Raw genomic sequence first — 16,133 nt, 5'->3', positions numbered from 1 at the left:
TGGATGTTTTTGCTGATCTAATTCTCGTGCAACGACGTTGACGCGCGCTCGCGGCTTCTCTAGAAAGCCGCCAGTTCAGCGCATACGGCGCCGATTTCTTTTTCACGGATTTCACACATGAGCACGTTCTCGGCCAAGCCCGCCGAAGTGACGAAGAAGTGGGTCGTGATCGACGCCAAGGGTCTGGTCGTCGGTCGTCTCGCCACCCTCGTCGCGATGCGCCTGCGCGGCAAACACCTGCCCACCTACACCCCGCATGTCGATTGTGGCGACAACGTCATCATCGTCAACGCCGCGCATGTGGTGCTGACCGGCCGCAAGCGCGACCAGAAGACCTACTACAAGCACACCGGCTTCATCGGTGGCATCAAGGAGCGCACTGCGAAGCAGATCCTCGAGGGTCGTTTCCCTGAGCGCGTCGTCGAGAAGGCGATCGAGCGCATGATCCCGCGCGGTCCGCTTGGCCGCATGCAGATGGGCAATCTGCGCGTCTATCCGGGTGCCGAGCATCCGCATGAGGCCCAGAGCCCCGAGAAGGTCGATATCGCATCCCTGAACCGCAAGAACACGAGGGCCGCATAATGTCCGATACGTTGCAGTCCCTCGACCAGCTCTCGCAGGTCAAGCCGGCGGCTCCCGACGCGCCGAAGTACGTCAAGAAGGTCGACAAGTACAATCGCGCTTACGCCACCGGCAAGCGCAAGGACGCGGTCGCCCGCGTCTGGGTCAAGCCCGGCTCGGGCAAGATCTCGGTCAACACCCGCGAGTTCGAAGTCTACTTCGCCCGCCCGGTGCTGCGCATGATGATCCAGCAGCCGCTGGTCGCTGCCGCCCGCAACGGCCAGTACGACGTGATCTGCACCGTCGCCGGCGGCGGTCTCTCGGGCCAGGCCGGTGCTGTTCGCCACGGCATCTCGAAGGCGCTGACGAACTTCGAGCCCGAGCTGCGCGGCGTCCTCAAGAAGGGCGGCTTCCTGACCCGCGACAGCCGCTCGGTCGAGCGTAAGAAGTACGGCAAGGCGAAGGCCCGCAAGTCCTTCCAGTTCTCGAAGCGCTAATTCGAGTTGTAAAATTCGCGGCAATTGCCGCGTGCATCGAGTTGCAGAGGGCGCCGCGAGGCGCCCTTTTTGCTGCGCCCAACGGCGCGCGCTTCGACGTGAATTAGCGCAGTTTTTCATGAAAACTTGCGTGTGCGTGCAAACGAAATTGGAACTCGGGCCTTCTAGCGTGCGATCTCGCACTGGCGCTGCATCACCGTATTAATTGCGCCTGCGGACGTTGCATCACACCGGGCTGGGGTGACTTATGTCGTTCGATCCATCGACGCTTTATCTGTTCGCCACCATGGTCGCGGGCATGCTCGGCGCCATGCTCTGGTTGTTCGGCAGGCAGGAGAACATTGCCGCGCTGAAATGGTGGGGCACCGCCTATCTGCTCGGCGCGGCCTCGGTCGCGCTCTGGACGGTCGGCAGTACGACGCTCGATCCGATGGTTCTGCTGGGCCTCAACGCGATCGGCTTCGGCGCCTGCGGCATGGTCTGGAATGCTGCGCGCATCTTCCATGGCCGCAAGGCCAACCTGCCGGGACTCGTGCTCGGCCCGATCGCATGGATCGGCGCGGTGACGACGGTCGCCGATCCGGCGCTGCGCCTGACCATCGGCGCCGGAATCGTGGCGATCTACGCCGCGTTGACCGCCTCCGAACTCTGGAGCGAGCGCCGCCGTGCGATGCAGCGGCGCTGGATCGCGATCGTGATCCCGGTCGCCCATGGCTGCGTCCTGATGCTGCCGATCCTGGTCGGCGACGTGCTGCGGCTGAACGGCCAGAACTTCGTCAGCAACTTCTGGGTCACGCTGTTCTCGATCGAACTCGTGCTGTACGCGATCGGCACGGTGTTCGTGATCTTCATGATGGTGTCGGACCGCGCGGTGGCCGTGCACAAAACGGCTGCCTCGATCGATCCGTTGAGCGGCATGCTCAACCGCCGCGGATTCACCGAAGCCTGTACCCGGGTGATCGAGCGCGAAGCCGATGGCGGCCGGCCGGTGACGGTGATGATCTTCGACATCGATCACTTCAAATCGATCAACGATCGCTTCGGCCATCCGGCGGGTGACGAGATCCTGAAGCTGTTCTCCGCCGTGGTCGTCAACAGTCTCAGGATCAGCGATCTGTCGGGCCGGATCGGCGGCGAGGAGTTCGCGGCACTGCTGCCGTGCTCGCTGGAGGAGGGCGTGCTGGTCGCCGAGCGTGTGCGCGAGGCGTTCGAGAACAGCAACATCAGCTGCGAGGAAGGCGCGGTCGAGACCACGGTCAGCATCGGCGTCGCCGGCGGACCCGCCGGGACCGAGCTCGAGGTGCTGCTGGCCGCGGCCGATACCGCGCTCTACCAGGCCAAGCGCGGCGGTCGCAACCGCGTCGAGGCGGCGGAGGAATTGCCGCTGTCGCTGGAGAATTGGCGGCGCAAGACCGCGGGCCTGCCGGCATCGGCGCGGCAAAAACCGGCGAACGTCGGCGCGTGAGCGTGGTAACGACTGGTTAACCATTCGATCCCATGCTTTCGGGCATGGAGTCGATCCGCACCCGCAATCCGCAGTCAGCCCTGATGTCGCTCGAAGCCGACGCGGTTTCGGCGCGCAGCGGGTTCGCCTGCCTGTTCTCGGATTCCGAGGAGTACGAGACTGCGCTGATCGCCGAACGGCGCGCGCAGGGGCGGTACGAGCAGCGGAAGCATCACTGGCCGATCGCGATGCTGCTCGGCGTGATGCTGATGGTCCTGGGAACGGTGCTGCTGTTCTCCTAAATCCTGCCGTCATTGCGAGCAGCAACAGCGACGAAGCAATCCATGCTTCCGACTACGCCGCGCGTTGGATTCTTCGCTCGCAATGACGGGGATCAAGCATCGCGCAGCCCATCATCGTCATCCTCAGTGAGATCAGGCTGCTTTCGCCGGCGCCTGGTCCTCCGCCTTGAAGTGATCGATCATCACCTTGGCGATCGCCATCAGCGGCAGCGCCAGCGCCAGTCCCCAGATGCCGAACACGACGCCGAGCAGGATCTGGAACGCGAACAGCGTTGCCGGCGGGATGTCCAGCGCCTGGCGCTGGATGATCGGGGTCAGGATGTAGCTCTCCAGCGCATGGACGCCGAGGAACAGGACGAAGGCCGACAGTGCCGCGATCCACCCCGTCGCGAGGCTCGCCAGTACCACGATCAGCCCGCCGAGGATCGCGCCGACCGTCGGGATGAAGGCGAGCAGGCCGGCCTGGATGCCGAGGATGAACGAGCTTGGAATGCCGATGATGGCAAGCCCGATCCAGGTGACGAGGAACACCGCGGTCATGGTGATGATCTGCGCGATCAGCCAGCGCTCCAGCGTCTCGCCGATGCGGTCGACGATGATGGTCGCTTGCGCGCGGTATTTTGCCGGCGCCATGAACAGCAGCCCGGCGCGGTAGATGCTCGGCTGGGCCGCGAAGGCGAGCCCGAGGAACAGCACGATGAAGAAGTTGCCGACGACGCTGACGGTGCCGAGCAGCACCTTCAACGTCTGGCTGATGATGGCGCCGCCGCTGGAGGCCAGCGCGCCGGCGCCGGGGATGCCATGGGACTGCGACGTTGCCGGCGTGGTGGTCGTCGTGGTCGCCACGGCGGTGCCGTCCGGCTTCGCCTCGCCGGCGGCATTGGCGAAATCAAGATAGCTGGTGTCGACACCGTGCTGCTCGAGGAACTCCTTGACGCTGCCAAGCTGCGATTTGATCGTGTTGCTCAGCACCGTGGCCTGCTGCGCGATGGTGGCGCCGCCGAGGAACACGATGCCGGACAGCAGTCCCGCCAGCGCCAGGCAGACGATTGCAAGCCGCAGCGCATGCGGCAGCGGAAACAGCCGGCCGAGCAGGGTGGTCATCGCGTTCAGACCGACGCCGAGCAGCATGCCCGAGAACAGCAGGAACAGGGTGGCGGCGAACTGCCAGGCGAACAGCAACAGGGCCGCGAACAGCACGATGCCGATACCGCCGACGGCGATCGCCCACGCCATGTCGTTTCGCGCCTGCAGGCGATTGTCAGCCGAGTCTGTCACGGGTGATTCCCCCTTCGCGACGGTGTCCGGAGCAGTCTTTGGCGAAAACTCCGCCGGGATCAAGCTGCGAGCGCTGTGCCGGTTTGCCGCCGACCGGCGGTTGTGGCGGCGAGGCCGCCGGCTGGGGCGTTTCCGGGCTCCTGGCGGCCGTTTGGGCATCGCCGGACCTGGCCTGTGCAGGACTGCAAGCCCCCCTGTGCAGAACTAGGCGGTTGATCCCTGGGGAACTCGAAGGCATGATTGTCTCCGCAACGTCGCAAACCTAGAAGAATCATTGCGCGAGACTTCAATAATGAGACGGCCCGTGGTCGGCGTGATCGGAAACGCCCATCGCATTGAAAATCGTTTCACAGTCCAGATGGTCGGAGAGCGCAACCTTCGCGCGGTTGCCGAGGTCTCGGGTGCCGTGCCGCTGATGTTTGCTGGCAGCCCCGAAATCACCGAGGTCGGCGCCTTGCTCGACGTGGTCGATGGCGTCGTGCTGACCGGGGCCCGCGCCAATGTCCATCCGACCCGTTTCAACACCGAGCCCTGTGCCGCGCACGAGCCCTATGACATCCACCGCGACGATGTCGCGCTGGCGCTGTCGGAGGCCTGCGTCGCGCGCGGCGTGCCGATCTTCGGCATCTGCCGCGGCCTGCAGGAAATGAATGTCGCGTTCGGCGGCTCGCTGCATCCGGAGATCCGCGAGATTCCCGGCCGCATGAACCACCGGATGCCGCGGCTGGAGAACGGCGAGATCCATCCTGATCCGACCGTGGTGTTCGCCGACCGTCACGACGTTGCGCTGACGCCGGGCGGCGCCTTCGCGAAGATCCTCGGCCGCGAGACCATTCGCGTCAATTCGCTACACGGCCAGGGCATCCTCGAGCCCGGCAAGCGCGTCGTGATCGAAGGCATCGCCGAGGACGGCACCATCGAGGCGATCCGCATCGCGGATGCCACAGGCTTTGCGCTCGGCGTGCAGTGGCACGCCGAATACGATCCGCAGCGCAACCCGATCAATCGCGCGCTGTTCGAGGCCTTCGGCGACGCGCTGCGCGAGCGGCGGCGGGCGGCGTAGGGGCCCAAGCTCCACTGTCCCTGCGAAAGCAGGGACCCATAGGCCGCGGCGGTTGTTGTGAATGGGACTCGTCGCTCCGCCATCGTGCGACAAGCAGCATCGGTGGTTATGGGTCCCTGGCTTCGCAGGGACGACACCGAGTTTGTGTCGTCGTCAGTGGTCATGCATCCGCATCTTCGCGACGTCATCCGTCCGCGCCTTGCGTTCTGGTGCCGGGTCCGGACAACCGGCGTCGGGGAATGACAATATCTCCGTACTTATACGGACACGAAAGTGGCGGATTGCGGCGGCGGACTCGGCTAAGCAAGTGGGTGCAAGCCACCCGATATTGCCCCGGCGCCGACAATACCTTTCCTGCTCCTGTTTTCCTTTTCCATTTTCCGGTGCAACTGCTCACGATGAGTTGGTCGGGATGAATTTGTCGGGCCGTCTGGCGGTCGGGATGATGCTTCCCGTCGTCACACTCCTGCTCACACTGGGCTTCATCCATGGCGTGACCTGGCCGGGCATGGCGCTCGCCGGTGGCGCGGTTGCGGTGGTGTTGATGACTGCTGAGCTGATTGCGAGATCGCTGGCCAGGACGCCCGCCCAGTTGGTGCGGGCGGCGGACGCGCTGTCGCGCGGCCAGCCGGTCCCGAGCGGGGCAGTCGGCAATGACGAGGCCGCCCAGCTCGCCGCGACACTTGCCGAGCTCTCGGCGCAATTGGGCAGCCGGCAGCACCTGCTGGAGAAGACTGTCGAGAGCATCCGCGATCCGGTGGTGGTCGCCGATGAGCACGCGATGATCGTGATCGTCAACGCGGCGGCGCGGCGGCTGTACGGTGTCGAGCCCGGTTTTGACACCCTGACCGGCGTTCGCACTTTTCAGAACTATTATGCCGACGGCACCACCGAGATGCCGATCGCGGACACGCCGATGGCGCGCGCGCTGCGCGGCGAGGACATCGACGATTGCGAACTGATCGTCAAACCCTTGCGGCCCGAACCGGCCGTCTATCTTGTCGTCAACGCCAGGCCGTTGCGCGACGATGCCGGCAACCTGCGCGGGGCCGTCATCGTGCTGCACGATGTCACCGCGCAGCGTCAGGCGCATCAGGCGCTGGTGGAGAGCGAGCAGATGGCGCAGGCCATCGTCAGGACCGCGCTCGACGCCTTCGTGCAGACAGACCAGGACGGCATCATCCTCGATTGGAGCCCGCAGGCCGAAGCGCTCACCGGCTGGACGCGCTCCGAGGCGGTCGGTTGTCGCGTCGTCGAACTGGTGTTTCCGGAGGAGCTTCGCGTTGCGCACCGGCAGCGCATCACCCGCTTCCTGCAGGAGGCCGCGGGCGGCGGCATTGGCATGCGCTATGAGACCGCGTCCGTGCACCGCGACGGTCACCGCTTCCATGTCGAAGTGTCGCTCAATGCGCTGCGCCGCGGCGATGGCTGGATCATCAATTCCTTTGTCAGGGACGTCACCCAGCGCCGCATCGCCGAGGAGCAGTTGATCCAGGCGCAGAAGACGGAATCGCTCGGGCGGCTGACCGGCGGCATCGCGCACGACTTCAACAACATGCTGACGGTGATCACGGGCACGGTCGAGATCCTGGCCGATGGGGTCAAGGACAACCCGCAGCTTGCCGCGATCGCCAAGCTGATAAGCGATGCCGCCGATCGCGGCGCGCAGCTCACCTCGAGCCTGCTGGCCTTCGCGCGCAAGCAGCCGCTGCAGCCCGCCGAGACCGACGTCAACGACCTGATCGGCGAAGTAGTCCGCCTGTTGTCGCAGACGCTGGGGTCGCAGACCGAGATCAGGACGGAGCTCAACCGCAACGCCTGGCTCGCCTTCGTCGATCGCAGCCAGCTCGGCGCCGCGCTGGTCAATCTCGCCATCACGCGCGCGATGCGATGCCTGAGGGCGGCACGCTGACGTTTGCGACCCGCAACATCCAGCTCGGCATTCCCGACGCCGTGGCGCACGGTGTCGAGCGCGCCGGCGACCACCTCGTGATCGAGGTCGCCGACACCGGCACCGGGATTTCGCCGTCGCATCTGGAGAAGATCTTCGATCCGTTCTTCTCCACAAAGGAGGTCGGCCAGGGCACCGGGCTTGGCCTGAGCATGGTGTTCGGCTTCGTCAAGCAGAGCGGCGGCGGGATCGAGGTCACGAGCGAGCAGGGCCGCGGCACCGTCTTCCGGATCTATCTGCCCAAGGCGGAACGCAGCGCGCAACGCGCGACCGAGGAGGATGATCTGCCGGTCAGGGGCGGCGACGAGACCATCCTGTGCGTCGAGGACGACCCCACGATCCGCGACTATGTCACCGGCCAGCTCGAGAGCCTCGGCTACAAGGTGCTGGCGGCGGCGAACGCGGATGCCGCGCTCGAGATCGTCAACCGCGGCACCGCGTTCGATCTCCTGTTCACCGACATCGTGATGCCCGGCAGCATGAACGGCCGGCAACTGGCGGAAGCGCTGATGGCCGGTCGCCCGGCGCTGCGGGTGCTGTTCACCTCGGGCTACAGCGATGGCGTCCTGCCGGCGCAACAGGGGCGCGGCGGCCATGGCATTCCGCTGCTGACCAAGCCCTATCGGCGCAGCGAACTGGCGCGGGTGCTGCGACGCTGCCTTGATCTTCAGGTCGACTTCCAGGGCGATCCGGTTCCGCAGCCTTACTCGGTGCAGCCCGATCTCGAACGCTTCCTGCGCGAGAATCCGCCGGAAAAGAGCTAGGATGCGGACGCGCTGACGAGCGCGGCGGCCGCGCGAACATCGCGCACCGGGATCCGCAACCAGCTGCGCAACCACCGCGTTCGCCGGGGAGAAGCCTGCAGTGACCATGACGATTACCGCCTTTGAGCGGTCGCCCGACGGCGGCAAGGGACTGGCGCGGGATACGCGGGTTCGCTGGGCGCTTGAAGAGGTGGGGCAACCTTACGCGGTCCGGTTCGTTTCATTTGCTGCGATGAAAGAGCCCGCGCATCTGGCGGTTCACCCGTTCGGCCAGATACCGACATATGAGGAGGACGATCTCGTCTTGTTCGAGACGGGGGCGATCGTGCTCCACCTCGCCGAGCGCCATGCTGGCCTGCTGCCCGGTGACGCCAATGCCCGGGCGCGCGCAATTGCCTGGATGTTCGCCGCGCTCAACACGGTGGAGCCGCCGATCCTCGAGTTCGCGACCGCAAGGCTGTTCGAGCGCGACAAGCCGTGGCATGCGGAACGGCTGCCGCTGGTCGAGGATCGTGTCCGTCAGCGGCTGGACCAGCTGTCGGCTCGTCTGCGCGATGCCGACTGGCTCGACGGCGCGTTCAGCGCGGGCGACCTGATGATGGTGTCGGTGCTGCTCCGGCTCAAACCTTCGGGCATGCTCGACGGACATCCGAAGCTTGCGGCGTATGTCGCCCGCGGCGAAGCGCGGCCCGCTTACAAGCGGGCTTTTGCAGCTCAGTTGGCGGTCAATAATCCGCAAGTCGCGGGCTGACCCTACTTGGCGCAAGTTCGACGCGAGGAATGCACGGTGCAGGACCACACCATGATCGCGATCTTCGATGGCCACAATGATGCGGCTCAACACCTCGCCGAGTACCGGGAAGGCGGTCGGGACTTTCTCGTGCGCTCCGAGGAGGGGCATCTCGATCTGCCGCGCGCGCGGGAAGGCGGCATGGTTGGCGGCCTGTTCGCGATGTACGCCAAGGCGGAGCATCCGCGACAAGGCGATTTCACGCGAACCGCCGACGGGTACGAGGTGCGTCTTGCCGAGCCGCTCGATGCGGCCTATGCGCGCCGCACCATCGATGCCCAGCTGAGCGCGCTGGATGCCATGGTGGCCCGCGCCGACGGAAAAATCCGTTGGGCGACCACCGTGGATGAGATCGAGGCGGCGCGGCGGGATGCGGCGTTTTCGATCGTGCTGCATCTCGAGGGCGCCGAGGCGATCGACGCCGATCTCGACGGGCTGGCGAGGCTGTACGCGCGCGGCCTGCGGTCGCTCGGCCCTGTCTGGAGCCGGCCCAATATCTTCGGTCACGGCGTGCCGTTCGCCTATCCGCGTTCGCCGGACACCGGGCCCGGTCTGACCGACGCCGGGAAGGCGCTGGTGAGGGCCTGCAATGAACTTGGAATCATGGTCGATGCAGCCCACCTCAACGAGCGCGGTTTCTGGGATCTGGCGGCGATCAGCACGGCGCCGATCGTGGTCACCCACGCTTGCGCGCACGCGATCTGCCCCGCGACCCGCAACCTGACCGACCGGCAACTCGATGCCGTCAAGGCGTCAGGCGGCGTCGTTGGTTTCAATTTCAGTGTGTCCGAGGTGCGCCCGGACGGGCACAGCGATCCCGACGCACCGATCGAGACGGTCGCCAACCATCTCGGCTATCTGGTCGAGCGGATGGGTGACGATCACGTGGCGCTGGGGTCCGACTTCGACGGTGCGGTGATGCCGCGTCCGCTCAGGGATGCAAGCCATCTCCAGAGCCTGATCCAGGCATTGCGCGGGCACGGCTTCGATGACGCCACGCTGGGCAAGATCGCCTTTGACAATTGGATGCGGGTGTTGCGCCAAAGTTGGCGATGACCGGTCGCCTGTAGTCCGTAGGATGGGTAGAGCGAAGCGAAACCCACCAGCTTTCGGTCGCAAGGAGAGATGATGGGTACCGTTTCGCTCCACCCATCCTACGCGCTATGCTCCCTCGACAATCGAGCGGCCGGTCAACGGCCCGATCTCAGGGAGCATGGGAATGCAGGACCGCAAATGGTCGAGACGCGACTGGCTCAAGGTGACGGCGGCCACCGCCGCCGGCATGGTGTTCGCCGAACCACTGCGGGCGGCGGCGCCGCCGGCTGAGGCCGTGACGCCGGAACTGGTTGCCGCGGCCAAGAAGGAAGGCAAGATCTCGTTCTACAGCGCGCTGGAGCTGAACACGGCCGAGCGCTTGGCGCGCGACTTCGAGCAGAAATATCCGGGCATCAGCGTCCGCGTCGAACGCTCCGGCGCCGAGCGGATTTTCCAGCGCATCGCCCAGGAGCAGGGCAGCGGCATCCACGCCGTCGATGTCGCCAACTCGACCGATCCCGCGCATTACCTCGACTGGAAGAAGAACGACTGGCTCGCGGCCTACATGCCGGAAGCCGTCGCAAAACATTTTCCGGCTGACCAGATCGATCCCGACGGCACCTCGGCGACCTCATGCGCCTGGTTCGAGGTGATCGGCTACAACACCGAACAGGTGAAGCGCGAGGAGGCGCCGAAGAGCTATGCCGATCTGCTTGATCCCCGGTGGCGCGGCAAGATCGTCAAGGCTCACCCGGGCTACTCCGGTGCGATCCTGACCGCGACCTTCGTGCTGGCGCGCGATCTCGGCTGGCCGTACCTGGAGAAGCTGTCGCAGCAGCGGGTGATGCAGGTGCAGTCGGCCGCCGATCCACCGAAGAAGATCCTGCTCGGCGAGCGCGCCGTCATGGCCGACGGCAACGACTACAACCTCGTGCTGGCCAAGGACCAGGGCAAGCCGGTCGAGGTGGTCTACCCGGCCGAGGGCGCGCCGCTGATCATCGTGCCGAGCGGCATCTTCAAGAGCGCGCCGAACCCGAACGCGGCGCGGCTGTTCCAGAGCTATTTCTTCAGCGCCGAAACCCAGCAGATGCTGGCCGACGAATTCGCGCACCGCTCGTTCCACGCCGGGGTGAAGGAGAAGGCCGGGCACGTGCCGCTCGACAAGCTGAAGATGCTGAAGGCCGATCCGGCCCAGGTGCAGGCGCAGAGCGAGGAGATCAAGGCGAGGTACGCGAAGCTGTTCAGGGTGTAGCGCGGGCCGCGGTCGTTAGGATGGGTAGAGCGCAGCGAAACCCATCTTTGCGTGGTTCGAAATTGACGGGTCTCGCTACGCTCTATCCGTCCTGCACGCTCCTCGTCCGACGCGGCTAGGCCGCTCGCATTGATCGCTGCGCGCGGTAGGCTTGCGGCAATGTCAGCGTCAGCTTTCGAAAAGCCTTGCGAAAACTGCTCTCGTCCTCGTAGCCGGTGGCGCGGGCGATTGCCTTGATCGGTTGCGCCGTGGTCTCCAGCAGCGTGCGGGCGTGCTCGACGCGGCGGCGCGTGATGAAGGCCTGCGGTGGCTCGTGGGTCAGCTCGCGGAAGCGCCGGTTCAGCGTGCGTTCGCTCAGGCCCAGCGCCTGTGCGAGGCCCCGCACCGTGATCGGCGCCTTGCCGGTGCGGCGCACCAGCATGTCCGCCTTGATCAGCAGCGGGTCTTGTCCGAGCATGTAGCCGAGCGGCATGAAGATCGCCTGGGTGCGCTGCGCGGTGTCGATCACGGCATAGTCGGCGCAGATTTTCGCGACCTCAGCGCCCTCGACCAGTTCGATCAACCGCAGCAGCAGATCGACCCACGACATCGGCCCGGCGGCACAGACCAGGCGGTCGGCCTGCGTGATGACGGCATCGCTGGCGAGATCGATCCGGGGATGGCGGCGGCGCAGCTCGCTCTGCAGCCACCAGGTGATGGTGGCGCGGCGGCCATCGAGCAAGCCGGCATTGGCGAGCAGCAGCACGCCGCTGCAGAAGGCGCCGATCAGCCGGCCGCTGGCATGTTGCTGGCGCAGCCAGGCGCCGGCGCGGTCATATTGCGGCTGCAGGCGCTCGGCGGTGAGATGATCGACCAGGCTGCCGGGCACGATGATCGCGTCGAATGCCGCCCGCTTGCTGACTGCGCCGTCGACGGCGAGCAGCTTGCCGCCGCCGGCACGCACCGCCTTGCCGTCGAGCGAGAGCGTCTGCCAGCTGAAGCGCGCCTTGCCGCCGCGCAGCGCCATCACATGGTTGCCGAGCGTGAGGATGTCGGCGATGCCGGCGACCGCCGATTGCATGCAGCCTTCCAGCGCGAGGATCGCAAGCTTCATGGGACCTCCAGGCGATGCCGTCATCCTACCCGATCGGCGCGATCAGGCGGTGGCAGATATTGCCCGATCTCCGTCTGATCGGCCACTGCCTGATCGCGCCGTGCCGGTCCATCTTCGCTGCGTTGTCACCACCTCTACAATGGAGAGAGACCATGCCTTACGTCACCATTTCCACCGTCCGCGGCAACTTCGATGTCGCCCAGAAGAAGGCGCTGCTTGAGCGCGTCACCGATCTCATGGTCGAGGTCGAGGGGCAGGGCGACCCGGACTTCCGCCGCAACGTCTGGGTCAAGATCGAGGAGGGCGAGCCGGCGAGCTGGTCGCTCGGCGGCATGATGCCGACGCCGGACCTGATCGCGGGCAAATTCGGCGCGCTCGATGCCGGCGGCCGGCGGGTTGCGAAAGTGAAGGCGTAATCGCCGAACAGGACAAAAGGCGCTTCCGGTAGAGGCGCCTTTTGCACACGTCAGCTCGATGCGTCTGACAAGCACGCGACCGCGGCTAGGGACGACGTACCTCGAAGTAGGTTTTGCCTCCGCGCAGAAAGCCCGCTTCCTCGTAGAAGCGGAGGGTGCTCTCCCGCTTCGAGCCCGTCGCCAGCAGGACCTTGTAGCAGTCGGCCTGCCAGGCAAGATCGAGTGCATGAGCAAGGACCCGCCGGCCGAGTCCGAGCCGACGGTAGTCGGCGTGAGTGACGACATTCTCGATCACGCCATATGACCTGCCGCCTCGAGACAGGTTGGGCACGATCGCGAGCGTGCACGAAGCGACCAGCAGGTCCGCCGCCTGTGCGACAATCACGGTCATGAAGCTGGATGCAAGCAGCGTCGACCAGACCCGCTCGGCAGTGGTTGTCTCCAGCTCGGGGTCGTGCGGATGAAGATGTCGGTAGAGGTTCAACACCGCGGGCAGTTCGTGCTCTACCGCAGAGCGGACGATGGCTTCGGTCATGGGCTGACACCAGGAATCGCAGGGACACAGTCAAGACGCAGGACGGGTATCGCTTCGCTCCATCCATCCTACGGACGTCTACCCCAAAAACAAAAGGCGCTTCCGGTGGAAGCGCCTTTCGCATGCGTTCAGTGCTGCAAGCTTACAGCGAGTAGTACATCTCGAACTCGACCGGGTGCGGGGTCATTTCGAAACGGGCGACCTCGGTCATCTTCAGCTCGATATAGGCGTCGATGAAGTCGTCATCGAACACGCCGCCGTTCTTGAGGAACGCGCGATCCTTGTCGAGGCTCTCCAGCGCTTCGCGCAGCGAACCGCAGACGGTCGGGATCTGCTTCAGCTCTTCCTTCGGCAGATCGTAGAGGTCCTTGTCCATCGCCGGACCCGGATCGATCTTGTTCTTGATGCCGTCGAGGCCGGCCATCAGCATCGCGGCGAAGCCGAGATACGGGTTGGCCATCGGGTCGGGGAAACGCACCTCGACGCGCTTGGCCTTCGGGTTCGCGGTGTAGGGGATGCGGCAGGATGCCGAACGGTTGCGCGCGGAGTAGGCGAGCAGCACCGGCGCCTCGTAGCCCGGGACCAGACGCTTGTAGGAGTTGGTCGACGGGTTGGTGAAGGCGTTGATCGCCTTGGCGTGCTTGATGATGCCGCCGATGTAGTGCAGGCAGGTCTCCGACAGGTCGGCGTACTTGTTGCCGGCGAAGGTCGGCTTGCCGTCCTTCCAGATCGACTGGTGGACGTGCATGCCCGAGCCGTTGTCGCCGTAGACCGGCTTCGGCATGAAGGTGGCGGTCTTGCCGTAGATGTGGGCGACCTGGTGGATGCAGTACTTGTAGACCTGCATCTGGTCGGCCATCAGGGTCAGCGTGTCGAACTTCATGCCGAGCTCGTGCTGGGCCGAAGCGACTTCATGGTGGTGCTTCTCGACCTTGACGCCCATCTTGGCCATCGCGCCGAGCATCTCGGAGCGCATGTCCTGCACGGAGTCCTGCGGCGGCACCGGGAAGTAGCCGGCCTTGGTGCGGATGCGGTGGCCGAGGTTGCCGCCCTCATATTCGGTGGCCGAGTTGATCGGCAGCTCGGAGGAGTCGAGGCGGAAGCCGGTGTTGTAGGGATCGGCCGAATAGCGCACGTCATCGAACACGAAGAACTCGGCCTCGGGGCCGACGAACACGGTGTCGCCCACGCCCATAGACTTCACCATGGCCTCGGCCTTCTTGGCGATGCCGCGGGGATCGCGGTTGTAGGGCTCGCCGGTGGTCGGCTCGAGCACGTCGCAGGTGATGACCATGGTGGTCTCGGCGAAGAACGGGTCGATCGTCGCGGTCACCGGGTCGGGCATCAGGCACATGTCGGATTCATTAATCGCCTTCCAGCCGGCGATCGACGAGCCGTCGAACATGGTGCCCTCGGCGAAGATATCGTCATCGATCATGCTGACGTCGAAGGTGACGTGCTGCCACTTGCCGCGCGGATCGGTGAAGCGCAGGTCGACGTATTTGACGTCGTTGTCCTTGATCGATTTCAGGACGTCTTTGGCGGTCTTCATGAATACCCCTTATGGATGTGCGGGTGTGTTTCCGGCGGTGGGCGACGTTATTCCCGCTTTTGGCGGGTTCGTGTGACTACTCAAACGAAATCAGGCTGCCGAAGCAGCCTTTTTTCTCTTTTGCGTCAGAAATTCCGGATAGCACCGCCCTTAAATAGCGTCCAGCCCGGATTCGCCGGTCCGGATGCGGATGGCTTCCTCGATATTGGAGACGAAGATCTTGCCGTCGCCGATCCGTCCGGTCTGGGCCGCGCGGCGGATCGCGTCGATTGCCTTCTCGACCAGGTCGTCGCCGATCACGATCTCGATCTTCACCTTGGGCAGGAAGTCGACGATGTATTCCGCACCGCGATACAGCTCGGCATGGCCCTTCTGGCGGCCAAATCCCTTGGCCTCGGTCACGGTGATGCCTTGCAGTCCGACTTCCTGGAGCGCTTCTTTCACCTCGTCGAGCTTGAAGGGCTTGATGATGGCTTCAATCTTCTTCACTGAGCGCCTCCCGGGCATTGCAGATTGCAGGGTCGAGTTCGATGCGCGTGGGGCGCAGTCTGGTTGGTGTTAAGCCTTCCGGCCGGTGGCCGGAAACACGCGCAATGGTCGCATCGAGCGGCCTGTACGCGGCTTCCTCAAAAGCAGGGTCTATGCCAAGTTGTTAAGGTCCCCGATTTTGGAATGTTATCAGCCTTTTAACAGGCAGTCGGTTGATATCGAACCACATGGGCTATGATATCCAAGCCTAACAAATAGGCAAATAGATCAATCCGTATGCAGGTGGCCAGTAGAAACCCCGCGAACGTCACAGGAATTGCCTCTCGAAAAGGCGAAGCGATTGAGGATTCGGCATGGACGTTCTGACCACCACCGAGATGGAGCGTGCCGACCGGCTGACCATCGCAGCAGGCACGCCGGGCTTCGCGCTGATGATGAGCGCCGGCCAGGCTGTCGCCGAGGCCGCGATGGACCTGGTCGAGGAGGGGCCGATCGTCGTGGTCGCCGGCCGTGGCAACAATGGCGGCGATGGCTTTGTCGCCGCCGCCGAGCTCGCCGCGCGCGGCCGTGAGGTCTCGGTGATCCTGCTCTGCGAGCGCGACAGCCTGCAAGGCGATGCTGCGCTGGCAGCGAAGGGCTGGAAATATCCCGTGCTGCCGTTCAACCCGCAGGCGCTCGGCAAGCCGGCGCTGATCATCGACGCGCTGTTTGGCGCAGGCCTCAATCGCCCGGTGAAGGGCGATCCGCTGGAGATGATCGCGGCCGTCAACGCCAACGGTACGCCGGTGCTGGCGGTCGACCTGCCGAGCGGCATCAATGGCACCACGGGAGCCGTGATGGGCGCGGCGGTGCAGGCGACCGAAACCGTTACCTTCTTCCGCAAGAAGCCCGCGCATCTGTTGCTGCCGGGCCGGATCTATTGCGGCCGGGTCCGCGTTGCGGATATCGGCATCGACGCGCAGGTGCTCGACGAGATCAAGCCGCTGACCGCGGAGAATGCCCCGGAGGCCTGGCGATGGTCGTTTCCGGTGCCACGGATCGACGGTCATAAATACGCAAGGGGGCACGCCGTCGTGGTCTCCGGCGATCTCGCCTCAACCGGCGCGGCGCG

17 protein-coding genes are annotated in these 16,133 nt (G+C 65.0%); 12 read left to right on the top strand and 5 right to left on the bottom strand.

Features of this window, described 5'->3' with window-relative positions:
* Positions 1-117: 117 nt before the first annotated feature.
* From rplM to ALC15_RS11670, 4 genes are all read left to right on the top strand, one after another.
* Complete coding sequence (gene rplM / locus ALC15_RS11685) at positions 118-582, top strand: 50S ribosomal protein L13 (protein WP_021079117.1); 465 nt, start codon at positions 118-120, stop codon at positions 580-582.
* The gene (gene rpsI / locus ALC15_RS11680; RefSeq protein WP_028333930.1) at positions 582-1,058 is read left to right on the top strand and encodes a 30S ribosomal protein S9; all 477 of its coding nucleotides are present in this window, start codon (positions 582-584) and stop codon (positions 1,056-1,058) included. The genes rplM and rpsI overlap by 1 nt, the downstream gene beginning before the upstream one ends.
* Positions 1,059-1,305: 247 nt before the next feature.
* A complete protein-coding gene (locus ALC15_RS11675) occupies positions 1,306-2,523 on the top strand; it encodes a GGDEF domain-containing protein (RefSeq protein ID WP_050627343.1) in 1,218 nt (405 codons plus the stop codon).
* Between the two features lie 44 nt (positions 2,524-2,567).
* Positions 2,568-2,804 (top strand): hypothetical protein, encoded by a 237-nt coding sequence (locus ALC15_RS11670; protein WP_050627342.1) that lies wholly within the window; start codon positions 2,568-2,570, stop codon positions 2,802-2,804.
* Positions 2,805-2,936: 132 nt separating this feature from the next.
* On the opposite strand, the gene ALC15_RS11665 is transcribed toward ALC15_RS11670, so the two are convergent.
* Complete coding sequence (locus ALC15_RS11665; RefSeq protein WP_050627341.1) at positions 2,937-4,082, bottom strand: AI-2E family transporter; 1,146 nt, start codon at positions 4,080-4,082, stop codon at positions 2,937-2,939.
* 292 nt (positions 4,083-4,374) lie between these two features.
* On the opposite strand from ALC15_RS11665, the gene ALC15_RS11660 reads away from it, so the two are divergent.
* From ALC15_RS11660 to ALC15_RS11635, 6 genes are all read left to right on the top strand, one after another.
* Positions 4,375-5,145: a gamma-glutamyl-gamma-aminobutyrate hydrolase family protein gene (locus ALC15_RS11660; protein WP_050627340.1), complete on the top strand. Its 771-nt coding sequence runs from the start codon at positions 4,375-4,377 to the stop codon at positions 5,143-5,145.
* A gap of 412 nt (positions 5,146-5,557) precedes the next feature.
* On the top strand, positions 5,558-7,057 hold the full coding sequence (locus ALC15_RS47580; RefSeq protein WP_050627339.1) for a PAS domain S-box protein: 1,500 nt from the start codon (positions 5,558-5,560) through the stop codon (positions 7,055-7,057).
* Positions 7,036-7,860, top strand: a complete 825-nt coding sequence (locus ALC15_RS47575) for an ATP-binding protein (RefSeq protein ID WP_050627338.1) — start codon at positions 7,036-7,038, stop codon at positions 7,858-7,860. The genes ALC15_RS47580 and ALC15_RS47575 overlap by 22 nt, the downstream gene beginning before the upstream one ends.
* 100 nt (positions 7,861-7,960) lie before the next feature.
* Positions 7,961-8,611, top strand: a complete 651-nt coding sequence (locus ALC15_RS11645; protein WP_050627337.1) for a glutathione S-transferase family protein — start codon at positions 7,961-7,963, stop codon at positions 8,609-8,611.
* A gap of 36 nt (positions 8,612-8,647) precedes the next feature.
* Positions 8,648-9,706 carry a dipeptidase gene (locus ALC15_RS11640; protein ID WP_244486037.1) on the top strand — a complete coding sequence of 353 codons (1,059 nt, stop codon included), beginning with the start codon at positions 8,648-8,650 and terminating at the stop codon, positions 9,704-9,706.
* Between the two features lie 163 nt (positions 9,707-9,869).
* Positions 9,870-10,937, top strand: a complete 1,068-nt coding sequence (locus ALC15_RS11635) for an ABC transporter substrate-binding protein (RefSeq protein ID WP_050627474.1) — start codon at positions 9,870-9,872, stop codon at positions 10,935-10,937.
* Positions 10,938-11,052: 115 nt separating this feature from the next.
* Here the strand turns inward: ALC15_RS11635 and ALC15_RS11630 are convergent, their stop codons facing one another.
* Positions 11,053-12,030 carry a GlxA family transcriptional regulator gene (locus tag ALC15_RS11630; protein WP_050627335.1) on the bottom strand — a complete coding sequence of 326 codons (978 nt, stop codon included), beginning with the start codon at positions 12,028-12,030 and terminating at the stop codon, positions 11,053-11,055.
* A gap of 152 nt (positions 12,031-12,182) precedes the next feature.
* Here ALC15_RS11630 and ALC15_RS11625 point away from each other — a divergent pair, with 152 nt between their 5' ends.
* Positions 12,183-12,446 carry a tautomerase family protein gene (locus tag ALC15_RS11625; RefSeq protein ID WP_050627334.1) on the top strand — a complete coding sequence of 88 codons (264 nt, stop codon included), beginning with the start codon at positions 12,183-12,185 and terminating at the stop codon, positions 12,444-12,446.
* 85 nt (positions 12,447-12,531) lie between these two features.
* On the opposite strand, the gene ALC15_RS11620 is transcribed toward ALC15_RS11625, so the two are convergent.
* The 3 genes from ALC15_RS11620 to ALC15_RS11610 all read right to left on the bottom strand — a co-directional run bounded on the left by ALC15_RS11620 (position 12,532) and on the right by ALC15_RS11610 (position 15,022).
* Positions 12,532-12,981, bottom strand: a complete 450-nt coding sequence (locus tag ALC15_RS11620) for a GNAT family N-acetyltransferase (protein ID WP_050627333.1) — start codon at positions 12,979-12,981, stop codon at positions 12,532-12,534.
* A gap of 142 nt (positions 12,982-13,123) precedes the next feature.
* Complete coding sequence (gene glnA, locus ALC15_RS11615; protein WP_050627332.1) at positions 13,124-14,533, bottom strand: type I glutamate--ammonia ligase; 1,410 nt, start codon at positions 14,531-14,533, stop codon at positions 13,124-13,126.
* 150 nt (positions 14,534-14,683) lie between these two features.
* Positions 14,684-15,022, bottom strand: coding sequence for a P-II family nitrogen regulator (locus ALC15_RS11610; RefSeq protein ID WP_011441447.1), 339 nt, complete (start codon positions 15,020-15,022; stop codon positions 14,684-14,686).
* A gap of 353 nt (positions 15,023-15,375) precedes the next feature.
* On the opposite strand from ALC15_RS11610, the gene ALC15_RS11605 reads away from it, so the two are divergent.
* The coding region (locus ALC15_RS11605; RefSeq protein WP_063781808.1) for an NAD(P)H-hydrate epimerase at positions 15,376-16,133 on the top strand (758 nt) is incomplete at its 3' end.

Source organism: Bradyrhizobium viridifuturi (assembly GCF_001238275.1).
Classification (GTDB): Bacteria; Pseudomonadota; Alphaproteobacteria; order Rhizobiales; family Xanthobacteraceae; genus Bradyrhizobium; species Bradyrhizobium viridifuturi.
The sequence above is the reverse complement of the archived record's forward strand: the minus strand, read 5'-3'. Positions and strand labels throughout refer to the sequence as shown.